The 16,357-nt window shown below is 26.4% G+C and carries 18 protein-coding genes; 14 read left to right on the top strand and 4 right to left on the bottom strand.

The window, feature by feature from the left end; translation table 11 throughout:
- Positions 1-5: 5 nt before the first annotated feature.
- Positions 6-197 (bottom strand): hypothetical protein, encoded by a 192-nt coding sequence (locus tag RT575_RS04195; RefSeq protein ID WP_313376079.1) that lies wholly within the window; start codon positions 195-197, stop codon positions 6-8.
- Between the two features lie 101 nt (positions 198-298).
- On the opposite strand from RT575_RS04195, the gene RT575_RS04190 reads away from it, so the two are divergent.
- The 7 genes from RT575_RS04190 (at position 299) to RT575_RS04160 (ending at position 7,808) form a co-directional block, all read left to right on the top strand.
- Complete coding sequence (locus RT575_RS04190; protein ID WP_313579033.1) at positions 299-859, top strand: Crp/Fnr family transcriptional regulator; 561 nt, start codon at positions 299-301, stop codon at positions 857-859.
- Between the two features lie 70 nt (positions 860-929).
- Positions 930-1,754 carry an N-acyl homoserine lactonase family protein gene (locus RT575_RS04185; protein WP_313579031.1) on the top strand — a complete coding sequence of 275 codons (825 nt, stop codon included), beginning with the start codon at positions 930-932 and terminating at the stop codon, positions 1,752-1,754.
- Between the two features lie 228 nt (positions 1,755-1,982).
- Complete coding sequence (locus RT575_RS04180; RefSeq protein WP_313579170.1) at positions 1,983-2,537, top strand: outer membrane beta-barrel protein; 555 nt, start codon at positions 1,983-1,985, stop codon at positions 2,535-2,537.
- A gap of 167 nt (positions 2,538-2,704) precedes the next feature.
- Entirely contained in the window at positions 2,705-3,799 is a 1,095-nt protein-coding gene (locus RT575_RS04175) for a glycerol dehydrogenase (protein WP_313385472.1), read from the top strand.
- A gap of 133 nt (positions 3,800-3,932) precedes the next feature.
- A complete protein-coding gene (locus RT575_RS04170) occupies positions 3,933-6,638 on the top strand; it encodes a DEAD/DEAH box helicase family protein (RefSeq protein WP_313579029.1) in 2,706 nt (901 codons plus the stop codon).
- Between the two features lie 36 nt (positions 6,639-6,674).
- Positions 6,675-7,415, top strand: coding sequence for a class I SAM-dependent methyltransferase (locus RT575_RS04165; protein ID WP_313579027.1), 741 nt, complete (start codon positions 6,675-6,677; stop codon positions 7,413-7,415).
- 21 nt (positions 7,416-7,436) lie between these two features.
- Positions 7,437-7,808 (top strand): hypothetical protein, encoded by a 372-nt coding sequence (locus tag RT575_RS04160; RefSeq protein ID WP_313579026.1) that lies wholly within the window; start codon positions 7,437-7,439, stop codon positions 7,806-7,808.
- Between the two features lie 232 nt (positions 7,809-8,040).
- On the opposite strand, the gene RT575_RS04155 is transcribed toward RT575_RS04160, so the two are convergent.
- The gene (locus RT575_RS04155) at positions 8,041-9,081 is read right to left on the bottom strand and encodes a hypothetical protein (RefSeq protein ID WP_313385624.1); all 1,041 of its coding nucleotides are present in this window, start codon (positions 9,079-9,081) and stop codon (positions 8,041-8,043) included.
- A 245-nt stretch (positions 9,082-9,326) separates the two neighbouring features.
- Complete coding sequence (locus RT575_RS04150; protein ID WP_313579024.1) at positions 9,327-9,689, bottom strand: MerR family transcriptional regulator; 363 nt, start codon at positions 9,687-9,689, stop codon at positions 9,327-9,329.
- Positions 9,690-9,810: 121 nt separating this feature from the next.
- Here RT575_RS04150 and RT575_RS04145 point away from each other — a divergent pair, with 121 nt between their 5' ends.
- The 4 genes from RT575_RS04145 (at position 9,811) to RT575_RS04130 (ending at position 14,200) form a co-directional block, all read left to right on the top strand.
- Positions 9,811-10,944 carry an MBL fold metallo-hydrolase gene (locus RT575_RS04145; protein WP_313579022.1) on the top strand — a complete coding sequence of 378 codons (1,134 nt, stop codon included), beginning with the start codon at positions 9,811-9,813 and terminating at the stop codon, positions 10,942-10,944.
- 74 nt (positions 10,945-11,018) lie between these two features.
- Positions 11,019-11,891 (top strand): SDR family NAD(P)-dependent oxidoreductase, encoded by an 873-nt coding sequence (locus tag RT575_RS04140; RefSeq protein ID WP_313579020.1) that lies wholly within the window; start codon positions 11,019-11,021, stop codon positions 11,889-11,891.
- Complete coding sequence (locus RT575_RS04135) at positions 11,888-12,385, top strand: RICIN domain-containing protein (protein WP_313579018.1); 498 nt, start codon at positions 11,888-11,890, stop codon at positions 12,383-12,385. The genes RT575_RS04140 and RT575_RS04135 overlap by 4 nt, the downstream gene beginning before the upstream one ends.
- Before the next feature lie 351 nt (positions 12,386-12,736).
- Positions 12,737-14,200 carry a M20/M25/M40 family metallo-hydrolase gene (locus tag RT575_RS04130; protein WP_313385454.1) on the top strand — a complete coding sequence of 488 codons (1,464 nt, stop codon included), beginning with the start codon at positions 12,737-12,739 and terminating at the stop codon, positions 14,198-14,200.
- Between the two features lie 47 nt (positions 14,201-14,247).
- On the opposite strand, the gene RT575_RS04125 is transcribed toward RT575_RS04130, so the two are convergent.
- Complete coding sequence (locus tag RT575_RS04125; RefSeq protein WP_313579015.1) at positions 14,248-14,568, bottom strand: HopJ type III effector protein; 321 nt, start codon at positions 14,566-14,568, stop codon at positions 14,248-14,250.
- Between the two features lie 174 nt (positions 14,569-14,742).
- Between RT575_RS04125 and RT575_RS04120 the strand changes: the two genes are divergently transcribed.
- Genes RT575_RS04120 through RT575_RS04110 form a run of 3 tightly spaced genes read left to right on the top strand, consistent with a single transcriptional unit; the run spans position 14,743 to position 16,268 of the window.
- Positions 14,743-15,081 (top strand): DUF4878 domain-containing protein, encoded by a 339-nt coding sequence (locus RT575_RS04120; protein WP_313579013.1) that lies wholly within the window; start codon positions 14,743-14,745, stop codon positions 15,079-15,081.
- Positions 15,051-15,668, top strand: coding sequence for a YiiX/YebB-like N1pC/P60 family cysteine hydrolase (locus RT575_RS04115; protein ID WP_313579011.1), 618 nt, complete (start codon positions 15,051-15,053; stop codon positions 15,666-15,668). Before RT575_RS04120 ends, RT575_RS04115 begins: the two co-directional genes overlap by 31 nt.
- Positions 15,669-15,722: 54 nt before the next feature.
- A complete protein-coding gene (locus tag RT575_RS04110) occupies positions 15,723-16,268 on the top strand; it encodes a DUF1697 domain-containing protein (protein WP_313579010.1) in 546 nt (181 codons plus the stop codon).
- Positions 16,269-16,357 lie beyond the last annotated feature (89 nt).

Here is a 16,357-nt window from a genome sequence, read left to right as displayed (position 1 = left end):
GATTATTACAAATGTAATAATTCACCAGCTTTAGCTTTTTTTATTTTATCAATAATTTCTTCTCCATCCTTAATTGAATGACAAGGAATAATAATTTTATTTGGAGAATTTTTTATATCATTTATAACTGCCAAATTTCCTGCCATCATTTTCTGAATTTTCAACGTTCCTATTATTTTCGGACGAATTAATTTCATTGTAATATTTTTTCTTAAAATTACTATTTTAATACAGAAATACTAATAATTTTTATTTTATTGAATCAAAAACTTTAAATTAGAACGAAATACATCAAGATTTGAAATTATTAGAATACATATCAAAACAATTACATTTAGAAGAAAAGTCTATTATAGAATTAAACAATACTATATCTACCATTAATTTCTCTAAAAAAGAAATTATTTTAGAACCTGATAGTTTATCTAAAAATGTTTTTTTTATAGAGAAAGGTATTGCAAGAATATTTTATAGAACAGAGGAAAAGGAAGTAACGCTTTACTTTTGTAATGAAAATCAATTTAGTATTCCTGTAGACAGTATTTTTTATAACAAAGAATGTAAATTTGGTATACAGTCGGTTACTGATACAACTATTAGCAAATTTAATTACAAGATTTGGGAAAAACTTTCTTCCAATAACTTAGATTTACTACAACTAAATCAGAAAATTATGATAGAAAATATAAAACGATTTACAGATTATATTTACGCTATAAATTTCAAAACTCCAAAAGAAAGATTCGAACATTTAATGACATCAAATCCTTCTGTATTCAATACAATTCCTTTGGGATATATTGCATCTTATCTTGGTATTACACAAGAGACTTTGAGTCGATTACGAAATAGTAAATAGCTTTTTTTGATTTCAATCAAATTTTTATTTAAAAACCAATATTAAATTTGTTATTAAATAAAAAACAAAGATGGAAACAATAAAAGTACATATTCTACATTGTGGTAAAGTTCGTGTAGACTCATCACTTCCTTTTAGCGAAAAAACATGGAATCCAATTTCTTATACAGGTATTCTGAGAAGTAATAAATACCAAATTTGGTTACCTGTTTCCGCTTATCTAATTGAACACCCTAAAGGACTCATTCTAGTAGATACAGGATGGCATACAGATGTTAGAATTGGAGACCAAGGTAGAAAACATATGGGATTTATTCATTGGTTAATTAATAAAGCAGATTTACCCGAAGGACAAGCTATCAATGAACAATTAGCACAATTAGGCTATAAAGATACTGATATAGATTATCTTGTTCTTAGTCATTTACATTCTGATCATGTAAGTGGTTTAAAACTTGTAAAAAATGCAAAAAAAATTATAGTTAATAATCTAGAAATGGAAGACGCTATAAAAATGCCTTATCGATATGTTCCTAGTATGTGGGAAAATATAAACATAGAAACATATCAATTTGAAAAATCTAACCTAGGACCACAAAATTTATCTTATGATTTATTCGGTGATCAATCTATCGTTTTTGTTAATACTCCTGGTCATACACATGGATTAACATCTATAATTATTCAAAATAATGGAAAATTTTTACTTTTAGCAAGTGACACAGGTTACGCTAAAAAATCTTGGGAACAAATGATTCTTCCTGGTGTCCAAGTTGATAAAAATGAAGTTATAGAATCTTTACAATGGACAAAAATGATGAGTGAAAAACCTAATTGTATAGAAGTAATAGCAAATCATGATGTAGATGTCCTTCCAAAAATAATAGAATTATAATTCTATTTTATATAAATACAAAATATTTTAATAAATTGTATTTTCACTAACTAAATGAAAATAAATGAAGACTGAAATAATAAAACCTAAACATCCTGCTCTAAAAAAATATTATTCAGTATTTTATTATTTTCAATTCAGATAAATCTCAAAATATTTCTTATACCACATTTCCTAATACAAACCTTTGTCTTGCTATTTACAAACAGAACAATATTACAATAACAGATTGCAAGAATATCCAATGGAATATATAGTAACATCATAGGAAATGGATACAATCAAAATAGAATAGGTTTAAACTTTGGGTATTATGATACATTCTTCAAAATTTGGGAAACTTCATTTAATGCAAATGGTTCTTATACAAGAACAAAACCAACAATTATTGAATTAGAAAAGCTAAAGATTTATTCATTATCTTATTCATTTTACAATACAATCACATTAAATGAAAACAAAACATGGTTTTTAATGTTAAACTTCTGGCATTCATTACCATTCACTTATTCTAATATAAAATTAAAAGATCAATTAGAATTTTCTCCTGGAATTAAAAGTTCCTTCTTTAATAAAAATTTACAAGTAAATCTACTAATTACTGATCTCTTTAAAACTTTAAAAAATGATGGTTATTCATTAAACGACGGATATAAATCAGAATTTTATCAATACAATGATTATAGAGGTTTAAAATTGAGTCTAACTTATAATTTTGGAAATAAAAAAATAAAAGAAGTAAGAAAAAATATTGATTTTAAAGAACAAAATAGAGCTAATTAAAATTTGTAAATACATTCATATAAAAGACGAATAATAGATTAAAAATAAAAAACATTTAAATTGATTAACAATAGTTTATGATTTAAAAATTGTCTATTAATATTATTTTATCTATTATTACTACAACCAAAATAAAGGATTTTTTTCCTTAACTATAAAATAAAAATATGAACAAAATCATTTTTACTTCTCCTGGTAAATATATCCAAGGGATGCACATTATTAAAGAATTAGGTGAACATATTGCTCCATTTGGTAAAAAAGCTTTTTTAATCGCTGATGAAGTAGTTTGGAAACTTGTAAAAAAAGATATTTCTTCATCATTAGATAAAGAAAAAGTAACATATCACTATGAAATATTTGGTGGAGAATCTTCAAAAAAAGAAATTTCTAGACTTTCAGGTATCGCAAAAGACAAAAAAGTCGATATGATTATAGGTCTTGGTGGAGGAAAAACTCTTGATTCTGCTAAAGCAATTGCTAATAGTTTAAAATTACCTGTTATTATAGTTCCTACAGTAGCATCTACAGATGCTCCTTCTAGTGGATTGTCTGTTATTTATTCTGAAAAAGGTATTTTTGAAGATTATCTTTTCTACAAAAAAAATCCTGACTTAGTATTTGTAGATAGTTACATTTGTGCACAAGCTCCAGTTCGCTTTTTTGCTTCAGGTATCGCAGATGGGTTAGCAACATATGTAGAAGCGCAGGCTGTAGCTCGTACAAATTCACAATCGATGGTTGGTGGACAACAAAGTATAGCAGGTTTAGCTATTGCTAAAGCTTGTGAAGAAACATTATTAAAATACGGATATAGTGCTTACAAAGCTGTTGAAAAAAAGACTGTAACACCTGCTGTAGAAGCTGTAATTGAAGCAAATACTTTACTTTCAGGATTAGGATTCGAAAATGCAGGTTTAGCTGCAGCGCATGCCATTCACAATGGTTTCACTGCTGTTCCTGGAAAAATTCATGAATTGTCACATGGAGAAAAAGTTGCTTATGGTACACTTACTCAAATGGTCTTAGAAGGTCGTTCAGATGAAGAAATCATAAAGTATATTAAATTTTATCGTTCAATTAATATGCCTACAACATTAAAGGATATGCACCTTGACAAAGTAGATTACAAAGAACTTGTAAAAATAGGTGAAAAAGCAAACGATAAAAATGATACTTTACGCAATTTAAATCCTAATTTCACTGCAGAGCAAGTTGCAAATGCCTTAATAGGACTTGATGTTTTAAGTCAATCAATTTAAAAAAATAATTAATAAGTATATTATTATTAACCTAATAAGCTCACTTGATTTAAGTGAGCTTATTTTAATTTAACTAAAATAATAAAAACACAATTTATTAATGTACTTTTAAACAACTTAGATAATCTAAAAATTGAAAGAATTTCCGAAAAACATAAAATTTAAATATACTTGGAGAAAATATCAACAGCGAGTTCTTGATGAATTACAAACACATCTTTCTGATAGACACTTACATGTTATTGCTCCACCTGGTTCAGGAAAAACAGTTTTGGGATTAGAAGTAGCAATACAGATTAATCAACCAACTTTAATTCTAGCTCCTACCATTGCAATACGTAATCAATGGATTCATAGATTTTGTGATCTTTTTCTACAAACAAATAAAATTCCAGATTGGATTTCAAAAGATATCAGAAATCCTAAATTTATGACTGTTGTTACCTATCAAGGCTTACATGCAGCATGTAATAACCTAAAAGAAAACGAAAAAGGGGTAAATGAAGAAAAAAATCAATTAAAGAAAAATAAAAACTTAAAAGAAATTATAAAAAAACTACAATCACAAAGTATAAAAACAATTGTAGTCGATGAAGCCCATCATTTAAAAAATGAATGGTGGCAAACATTAACTAAAGTTAAAGAAAAAATAGATCCTATCATTGTTGGACTCACTGCTACACCTCCCTATGATGTCTCTGTAAATGAATGGGAACGATATATAAGTTTAAATGGACCTGTAGATACAGAAATTTCAGTACCAGAACTAATTATAGAAGGAGATTTATGTCCACATCAAGATTATATCCATTTCAGTGTTCCAACAAATCAAGAACATAAAACTTTCATTGAGTTTAGAGAAAATATAGAAAATATTTTTCAAGAAATCAAAGTTGATAAAACCATTATAGAAGCTCTACAAATACATTCTCTTTGGAAAAATCCTACAGAAAATTTAGATTGGATATATACCAATTTATCTTTCTATTCTGCTTGTCTTATTTTTCTCCACTCAAATAATATTGATATTCCTAAAATTCATCTTGATATTGTTGGAGATAAGGAATTAGAAATTCCCCAAATAAATTATGAATGGATGGAAATTCTTTTAGATTTTTATTTATTTAAAGAAAAAGAATATTTCTCTGAATTTGATGAACATAAAAAAACAATCGAAAATAAATTAAGAATACATGGTGTTATAGAAAATCGTAAGATTAACTTTTTTTATAATAAAAAAATATCAAATCTTTTAACTTCAAGTATCAATAAATTAAATAGTATAAAAGAGATTGTAGATTTAGAATACAATCAATTAGGTAAAGATTTAAGGTTAGTTATTCTTTCCGATTATATTCGAAAAGAATATTTTATCAATGAATCGGAAAATAATCTTGAGTTAAATAAAATGGGGGTTATTCCTATTTTCGAAAAACTAAGACGAAAGAATATAGAACATAAAAAAATCGGTGTTCTTACTGGTTCTCTTATTATAATTCCCAAAAATGCATTTCCTTCATTTAAAGAAACAGCCGAAAAATATGGAATTAAAGAAATTAATTATAACCATGTTGCATATGATAATAATTATATTTTAATTCAGCAATCAGAGCAAATAAAACATGATATTGTACAAATTATAACAGATATTTTTCAAGAAGGAGAAATTGAAATTCTAATTGGAACAAAATCATTACTTGGTGAAGGTTGGGATGCTCCTGCTATTAATACTTTAATATTGGCCAGCTTTGTAGGTTCTTTTGTTTTATCGAATCAAATGAGAGGCAGAGCAATAAGAACACAAAATGGAAACGAGAAAAAAGCAGGAAATATATGGCATTTAGTATGTATTGATCCTACAACAAATGATGGCGGAAACGATTTAGAATTATTAAAAAGACGTTTCAAAAGTTTTGTTGGTCTTTCACTCAGAGGAGAAATTTCTATAGAAAATGGTATTGGACGATTAAATATTCCCGAAAATTCTTTTAATAAAATAGATATTGAAAAAATAAATGAAAAAATGTTTTCTTTTGCATCAGAAAGAGATAAACTGAAACAAAACTGGGCTGATTCATTAAAACAAGGCGTCAATCTAATCGAAGAAATTAAAATTCCATTCCAAGAAAAAAGAGATTATCAATCTACAAAAAAAATGTATTTTAATCATACGATTAAAAACCTTATAGCTACTTTAATTTCTCTTTTTGTGGGATTTGGATTCGAAAGTTTAGAACTCATCTTAAAACATGCAAAAAAAATAAAAAATCTTCAAGAATTATATATTGTTCTAGCTGTTTTTGGTTGTATAGGTTTTATAAAATATGGACGACAAACTTATTTTACGTTAAGATTATATTTAAAGTACAGAGATATTTCTAAAGATATTCATCAAATTGCAAATGCTCTTTTAACATCTCTCATCAAAGAAAAAATTATTAAAACAGAAAGATCTCACTTAAGTATTAGTACTTCTGTGGATAATTTCGGAGCTATATTTTGTCATTTAGAAGGTGGTACGACATTCGATAAATCCACATTTATCAATACTTTACAAGAAATCATAAACCCAATAGAAAATCCTAGATACATTATTATTCGTAAAAATAATTTTTTGAAATTCATAAAACAAAAAGATTATCATTCTGTACCTAACATTCTGGGACAAAATAAACGCTCTGCAGAATATTTCGAAAATCAATGGGAATCATTTGTTGGATCATGTAAATTAATTTATACGCGAACAATTGAAGGAAGAAAACTATTACTTCAATATAGAATTAAATCTCTTTCTGCTAACTTTACTACTAATACAGAACATGTAAATAAATGGAAGTAAAAAAGTAAAAAAGTAAAAAAGTAAAAAAATAAAACTATGAAAGATAATTTTTCAACACAATCAGATAAATATGCGAAATATAGACCAAGTTATCCAAAAGAATTATTTAACTATTTAGATCATATTATTTCAAATAAAAATAACGCTTGGGATTGTGGAACAGGAAATGGACAAATTGCATCTATACTCTCAAAAACATATAACAATGTTTATGCTACAGATATTAGTCAATCTCAAATAGATAATGCTACAAAGACAGATAATATTTTTTATTCTGTACAAGCTGCAGAAAAAACAAATTTCAACGAAAATTTCTTCAATTTAATTGTTGTGGCACAAGCTATTCATTGGTTCAATTTTGATGAATTTTATACAGAAGTCAAAAGAACAGCTCAAAAAGATGCTTTACTAGCAGTTATCGGTTACGGAAGATTAAAAATTTCCAAAGAAATTGATGATTTAATCTCAGATTTCTATGTCAATATAATTGGTAAATACTGGGATAAAGAAAGAAAATACATTGATGAAGATTATAAAACAATTCCTTTTCCATTTAATGAAATTGAATCTCCTAAGTTTGAAAATGTTCAACTATGGAGTCTTGAACATTTAATTGGTTATCTAAACACATGGTCTGCTGTAAAACATTTTATAAAACAAAATAATTATAATCCTATTGAACAATTACAAATAGAAATTGAAAAAGTTTGGGGAACTGAAACAACAAAAGCAATACATTTTCCTATTTTATTAAGAGTAGGAAAGATTGAGAAATAGAAATTATTATAATACAGATTTATGGAAGTAAAATTAGATACTATCATATTCTATGTAAAAGATGTTCAAAATCTAAAAATATTTTACAGAGATAATTTTAACTTAAAAATAATTGAAGAAGACGATATTTGGGTTTTATTGAATGCTGGTAATATAAATATCGGATTACATAAAATGGGGAAAGAATATGCAGAGAAAATCTCTTCAAATAAAACGAATAATAACGTAAAAATTGTATTTGAAGTTACTATGCCAATAAATGATGCCAGAGAAGAATTAATTTCTAAAGGAATAAAAATGAAAGAAATTAAAACATTTGAAAATTATAATTATTGGTTATGTGACGGAACAGATCCAGAAGGAAATGTATTTCAATTAAAAAAGAGAAAATAACCATTCTAGTCAAAAAAATAACTTTATCATTGATAATTGTTTAATTATTTTTAGAATTTATATTTATTTTTTGGGCAATTGCCTCGCATCGTGCTTTCAGCTATATCTTTTTTTGATTGGTCATTGAATTTCGACTTCGCCCAATGACCAATAAAAAAAAGGATGCCGCGTCAATCACTATTGCAAATTCATCAGTAAAAATAATAAGACAGTTTGTTTACATACGATAAAGTTATTTTTTATAATTCTTAATCATAAAATTAAGTCCCATCTCCATGATTTCTCCCATATTTTGGCATTTTTTAAAACGCTGTTCGTACGTAAATTTTAACAGCCCATTCTTCAATTGATCTACATGATCTTGTGGAGCTATAAAATCCTGTTTCATAACATCTATTAAATCCTGAAAATTTTTATGTCCTTTTATCAATCGTTTCGTTAATAACGATCTAGTTTCTCGCTGATATTGTTCTATCGAATTTTTCTTTAATTTTTCGTTTACCAATTCAACCATTTTTTTATTTTCTTTAAAATATTGAGGTCGATAAATTTTCATATTTCCTTCGTAACATTGCTGATCAAAATCAATCGATCTAATTCTATAAATCACTTGATTATAATCGTGTATTGGTATTACCACATAATTATAAGAACGCATATCACCTAATAATCCTAGAAAACAACGTTCATTAAATTTTACAAATTCTTTTGCTATTTGTGCTTTTCCTAATTCTGTACAATGTTGTAAATGTTTCTCTATAAAAACATCTCCTGGAATCCCTAAAATATGTTCTTCTATTAGCGTGTCTTTATAAACTAAATAATTAATTCTATTTATAGATAATAAATCTTCAAACTCTAAACCATAAACTCTCGATGCATCTGCTTTTTTTATATAATAATTGGTATAATTATCATTAAGAATATTTCGAATCCTAATTCGGAAAGGTTTAGAATTTCCAAAAGTGCAAAATTCTATACTATCTACAGTAAGAAAAGGTAATGATTCCTCATCTCCATCCGAATGCAAAATAGTATAAATTTTATTTAAGTTTTCATTAATCTCTTTTTGTTCATGATCAGAATAATACACACTTAACCATAACGTATCTTTCCCATTTTCATCTTCGATACTTGTAAAGTCATTGAAGCGTAAAAGATCATCATAAAGCAATTCTATTTTTGTCATTCGATTGTATTTTTCTAAATACTCATAAAGACTCGATTGAATTGGATAGATTGTTTTTCTGAATTCTATTTTTACATCTTTTATGGAATTTTTCATTTGAAATCTACTTTATAAAACTCTTTTTGTATTATATAAACTTACTTTACAATTTAAATTATTTTTTTTGAATAAGTTGAAATAGATTAATTTTTATTTTAATAATATTATCTAAAATAAATATTCTTTCTGCAAAAACGATTGACGTGAAAATCCTTTTATAAAAACTATTTCAGTTTGTATAAAAGATTGTAAGAAAAAGCGTGTTCCGAAGGATTTGCCCAAATAAAAAATTAACATTCTCCATCTTTTAACTCTTGACGAACCTTTTCTAGTCTCTTCTTTATTTGTCTGAATTGTTTAATTTTCGCATCAATCTCAGCTATTTTACTATTAAACATCTCAATTTGTTCTTCTTTTGATGAAGTTTCACAGTACCAACTGTCCAATAAATTCCTAATTTCAGCTAAGGTAAACCCTACCTCTTTTGCATCTACAATAATCATTAAACGTTCTACAGCATTGTCATCATAATTCTTGTAATTATTTGATTTGATTTTATCATTGGATATTCCTTTTATTAAACCTAAATTCTCATAATAACGTATTGTGTGTATAAGGACACCTGTTTTTTTTGATAATTCGTTTATCAACATATCATTTAAAATTTTAACATAATAATAACTAAGTATAAAGTATAGTTTATACTTGTTAGATGCAAATCTAAAAATTAAATTTGCTTAATCAAAATTTTAAATCTCTAAAAAAACAGAGATAATGAAAATAAAAAAAATATTTAAACAAATGATATTAATCACTTTAGGTATAATACTACTAATTTGTATTGCTACAATTATTTATTTACAGCAACCACAATTTGGTAAGTTACCTACTGGAAAAAGATTAGAACAAGTTAAAAAATCTCAAAATTATAGAGATGGGAAATTCAGGAATCTGAAAACATTTTCTATGATACCAGAAGGTTATACAATGGCTGGAGAAGTATGGAGAACTTTTTTTGGAAATAATCCTAGAAAATTCCCTACTGATAAAATTCCTTCTTTTAAAACAGATTTAAAAAAATTACCTAATAATAAAAACTTTTTAATTTGGTTTGGTCATTCTTCTTATTTCCTGCAAATCGATGGAAAAAAAATTCTTGTTGATCCTGTTCTTATGGGCTCTGCTTCTCCCCTTCCTTTTGGTGTAAAATCTTTTAAAGGTACAGAGATATATTCTGCAAATGATTTTCCAAATATAGATTATGTTTTGATATCTCATGACCACTTTGACCATCTTGATTATAGAACTATAATGGCTCTAAAATCGAAAATAAAATATGTGATTTGTGGTTTAGGTGTTGGAGAAAATTTTGAATATTGGGGTTTTGAAAATAAACAAATTATTGAAAAAGACTGGAATGAAATTATAAAAATTGATAAGAATTTTACAATTGAAACAGCCACAGCACAACATGGTTCTGGGCGAAAATTTATCATAAATGATAATACGCTATGGATGTCTTACACAATAAATTCTCCTTCTCAAAAAATATATATTGGTGGAGATAGTGGTTATAATAATCATTTTGCAGATATAGGTAAAAAATATGGTTCGTTTGATTTAGCAATTTTAGATAATGGTCAATACTCTGAGGATTGGTATTCATCAATACACATGCCTCCAAAATTCTCTCTAAAAGCTGCTAAAGATTTAAATGCAAAAAAATTATTTCCTGTTCATTCATCCAAGTTTGTTTTATCTAGACATCCATGGGATGAACCTCTTATTAAAATAACAGAGCTTGCTAACAAAGCAAATTATCCTCTTGTAACACCTATGATTGGTGAATTAGTTAAACTTGATGATACAACACAAACATTTAAACATTGGTGGGTTGGAGTAAATTAATTAAAAACATTTCTGTCTTAAATCATTAATGAATTATAAGATAAGTTATACATAAAATATTTATAAATAAAACAATGAAAAATACAAAAAAAATAATCTTAATAACCGGTTCTACACAAGGATTAGGAAAAATTACAGCGACTGAATTAGCAAAAGAAGGTCATCAAATTATTATACATGGTCGCAATAAAAATAAATTAGAGAAAGTCCGAAATAAAATTATTCAGATTACAGGAAATAATAATATAGATATTATTGTAGCTGACCTTTTATCACTTGAAGATACAGTAAAAATGTCCAATGAAATAATAACAAATTATGATAAATTGGATATTTTGATTAACAATGCTGGAGCATTTTTTAATAAAAATAGAGAAGAAACTGAAGAAGGTTTTGAAAAAACAATTACTCTTAATTTATTCGCTCCCTTTATTCTAATGAAGTCTTTAGCTGATTTACTTGCTAAAAGTGATGAAGGAAGAATTATAAATCTATCTTCTGCAATGCATAAACGTGGTGGGAAACCTAATTTTTCAGATTTTCAATTGAAAAATGATTACAAACCTGATAAAGCTTATGGTTTATCTAAATTATATCTTATTTGGATATCTAGACATATGGTTTCTTATTTAAAAGATAGAGGAATTAATAATGTTACTGTTAATGTATGCCATCCTGGTGCTGCTGCAACTAATTTTGGACAAGATGCAGACAAAGGATTTCTTTTTAATCTTATTTTTAAAGTGGCATTACTTGTAATGGATAAACCTGAAAAAGGAGCAATGACAAGTATTTATTTAGCGTCTTCTCCTGATGTAAAAAATGTAACAGGTCAATTTTTTGGAAATAGAAATAATATCCAAAAACCTGATGATAGATATTATTCGAAAATAAATGAACAGAAAGTTTGGGATTACTGCATAGAAATAACAAAAAAATATTTATGATAAAATTACTTATTGCTTCACTACTTTTTGTGATGATTGGAATTACAATTTTATCATTTACTCGTATGCAATACAAAGGAAAAAGATATGCTATACAGAACATTCAAACTGGAAAAAACATACGCCCTTATGCTGCTGGCAAACAAGATGGTAATCGCTTGATTTTATATAATAGTTATCGTTGGAAATGTATGACTTGGGATTTAAAAGAAACAGGAGAAAATACTTATCAACTTCAGAATAGGTATACAGAGAAAACTTTTCAGGTTGATGCAAAATTAAATGGGAAACTTAATCAGATACAATTGGATGATAATTCACAAGAATGGGAATTTATAAAACAAGCAGAGAACACTTATCTTATAAAACAAAAAGAAACCAATTTATATATAAGTATTTCATCCGAAGAAACTAATTCTGATATTGTCTTAAAACCTTTAAATAATACAAAAGAACAGTTGTGGAGATTGGTTAAACAAAATCCTCTTCTTTAAGTAAAATACAAATTGATAATAGAAAAATTTTCTATTATCAATTTGTATTCTGCAAAAACGATTGATGTGAAAATCCTTTTATAAAAATTGTTTCAGTTTTTATAAAAGATTGTAACAGAAAGCGTGTTCCGAAGGATTTGCCCAAAACTAAAAGATATATTTTTTAAACATCTATTTTTTATCATTAATAATTTTCAATAAATCTATATAAACCTAATAAAAACATCCATTTTTTTCGTGTTTTAATTAATTAACAACTGTATTTAACACTAAAAACAGTAAGATTTTTAATACTTTCTAAACTGTTATTTTCTAGCTACATTTACTTTCTAAAAATTTATTAAATTAACAATGAAACATTATCTATTACTTGCATTAGGTGTAATGATGTTGGGTGCAAATGCACAGACGTATAAGAAACCTTTGGTTTCTGCTATTAAAGAAAAAGATTTAAAAACCGATATGTATGAGCTTGCGGCTGATCAATTCCTAGGAAGAGAAGCAGGAACTTTGGATGAACTAAAAGTATCTATGTGGCTTGCAAATAAAGCTGAAGAAGCTGGGATGAAACCAGCTGGAGATAATGGAACTTATTTTCAGTTTTTTGATATGTATCGTCATCAGGTAATTCCACAAAGTACACTGAAATTAGGAAACCAATCTTTAAAAGTTTGGAAAGACTTTTTGGTTGCTGAACCTGTAAATGCACAAATAGATGGTGATGTTGTTTATGCTGGTAATTCCGAACCTGAGGATTTAGCAAAACTAGATTTAAAAGGAAAAGTTTTGGCTGTAAATGCATCTGATAAAAACATATCAAAAGATATGACTCTTTTTGTAAGACGTTATCCTGGCTTTGTACGTGCAAAATACTACGATACAGCTGTGAAACTTGGTGCAAAAGGTATAATATTTATTACGGATGACACTTCTGAAAAAAGCTGGATTGAGGTTTGGCACCAAATGACTAGAGGAACTTATGGTGGTGAAGGTTTAAGAGAAAAAATAACAAACAATATTCCTGTTCTTTGGATAAAAAGAGAAAATGCTGCTTGGGTAAAAAATAGTCCTAAAATTTCTTTAAACTTAATTACAGAATCTTACAAATATCCTTCTGTAAATATTATTGGGAAAATTGAAGGTACTGACCCTACATTGAAAAATGAATATGTATTGATAAGTGGACATCAAGATCATGATGGAATAAGACATCCTGTTAAAAATGATACAATATACAATGGTGCTGATGATAATGCAAGTACTTGTGTTGCTATGCTAGCTATGGCAAGAGCTTATAAAGCACAACCTTCTAAAAGAAGTATCTTATTTGTTTTTCATGGAGCTGAGGAAAGAGGGCTTTTAGGTTCTAGATGGCATGCTGCACATCCTGTTGTACCAAAAGAAAATATAGTTGCTGTACTAAACGGTGATATGATTGGTAGAAATGATACAAATGAAGCTGCATTATTAGGAGGAAATGCTCCTCACAAAAATTCGGAAGAATTAGTAAAAATGGCAGAAGATGCTAATAATGAAAGTACGAAATTTACTTATCTTAAGGATTGGGATTCTCCAAATCATTCAGAATACTTTTATTTCCGTAGTGATCATCTTCCTTATGCTAAAGAAGGAATTCCTGCAATCTTTTTTACAAGTGTTCTTCACGACCAATATCATACTCCACAAGATGAGTCAGAAAACATAAACTTTAAAAAACTTTATAAAATGACAGAATGGATGTATAGAACTTCTTGGAAAGCTGCCAATGAAAAAGATCGTCCAACGGTAATTAAAAATTTTACATTAGAAAGATAAAATCTGTTGATAACATAAAAAAAAGCCTTACAATTGTAAGGCTTTTTTTATTTTTTGATAAGAACTGTATTTTCAAATTTTACTCCATCCCATCCGTTTTGCATAAATTGTCTTATGTTATTATGGTCTGTTCCTTCTGGATTTTCTAAAACAGATTTATAATGTTCTGCAAACAATTTCAAAGTATCTTCTTGCGATAAATTATTTAATTGTGCGAAAGCAAAAACTTTTGCACTTCCTTGGTTTTGATCTTGTACATTTTCTTGATTACCGTTTGTAAATGCAGATGCAGTATAATTATAATTATCTTCTATGTATTGTAAAACTTCAGAAAATTGTAAATCTGATTTGTTTAATATTTCTATCATTGTTTTTCTATTTTTTTTCGAAAATAAGACTTTATTTCCTATTTGATTATTTTTATTTTTAATGAAACAATCTATAAACTAATACTGTATTGTTTTTAAAGCAATATTATTGGATATATAAAAAGTTTAATATAAATTAGTTGTATTATACAATCAACTTAAATTATATTAAAAATGAAAAAATTATTACTTCTAGCAATTGCATCAACATTCATTATATCTTGTTCTAAAGGTCCTGAAAGTGCAGCAAAAAATTTTACTGAAAATTTAGCGAAAGGAAAAGTTGACGAAGCAAAAAAATATGCAACTCAATCTACTGGTAAATTATTAGATTTTGCAGGTGGTTTTGGAGCTCTTCCTGTTGATCCTAATTTTAAATTTGAAAGCGTTAAAGATTCAATTGTAGATAATAAAGCTTGGGTTACATATAAAACTCCAAATGGACAAAAAAAAGATATTGAGTTAGTGAAAATAGATGGTAAATGGTTGGTAAATATGGAATCAAAAAAATAAAATTTTTATTATTCTATATTTTTATATTTAGTTTTATTCATTCTGATTTTAAACCTAAAAAAATAGAATCACTTGCTAAATTTAATAAATATTATTTTTTAGAAAATGGTGATTTAGTTTGTCGTTTAGGTAATGGGTATTTTTCTGATTTTTTTAAAAAATATGCTTCAAAAGATAAAATATATTCCCATATAGGAATTATTGTTTTAGAAAAAAATATACCATACGTAATACATTCTGAAGCAAGCGAATTTACTGGAGTTGGAGGAATTAAGAAAGAATCAATAGACGTTTTTTTAGAAGGTATTCAAACATATTCTTTTTTCAAGATGAATATTAGCCAAGTGGAAAAAAATCAAATTATATCCAAATCAAATTATTACCTTAATAAACATACTAAATTCGACTTAAATTTTGATACAAATGATGATTCTGAAATGTATTGTACAGAATTTGTAGCTAAATGTATTAATCAAGGAATTGGGAAAAATATCATACAACCAACACTAAAGATTAATGATAAATATTTATTCGGATTAGATGATATTTACAATAACAACATCATATCAATTAAAAATAACTATTAAGAACCTTTTTCTTCTTTGAAGAAGGTTTTTAATTTTTTATAAAAGTCTAATACTATGATTACATATATTTCATTATTGCGAGGTATAAATGTTAGTGGAAAAAATAGTATAAAAATGGATGCTTTGAGAAAATTATTTGAAGAATCTAGTTTTTATAATGTTACAACTTATATACAATCTGGAAATATTATTTTCAATTCAAATGAAACTAATTTAAAAAAACTTGAACAATTAATATTCAATAAAATTCTCAATAAATTTGGGTTTAATGTTCCTGTTATCATATTAACAATAGATGAATTAGAACAATCTTTAAATAAAAATCCTTTTTCTAATAATTCAGATGAAAAGTTCGTTCATTTTACTTTTTTAAAAGATTTACCTACTATTTCCTATGAAAAAGAAATTAATAATAAAAAAGCACTAAACGAAGAAATAAAAATCATAAACAAAACTATTTATCTATATTGTCCTGATGGTTATGGAAAAACTAAATTAACCAATAATTATTTAGAAAAAATTTTAAAAGTTTCTTCAACGACAAGAAATCTTAAAACTACAAGACAACTTTTTACAATAGCAAAAGAGATAAATAATTAATAAATTATAATCAACTCATTTACTTTTATTTAAAACACATTAAGTACAATATTGTTTATTTAAAAACTTTGAATTATTTTAGTTTAAAT

Origin of the sequence: Chishuiella sp., from assembly GCF_032109125.1 — a bacterium.
Classification (GTDB): Bacteria; Bacteroidota; Bacteroidia; order Flavobacteriales; family Weeksellaceae; genus Empedobacter.
This window is presented reverse-complemented; position numbering and strand designations above follow the sequence as displayed.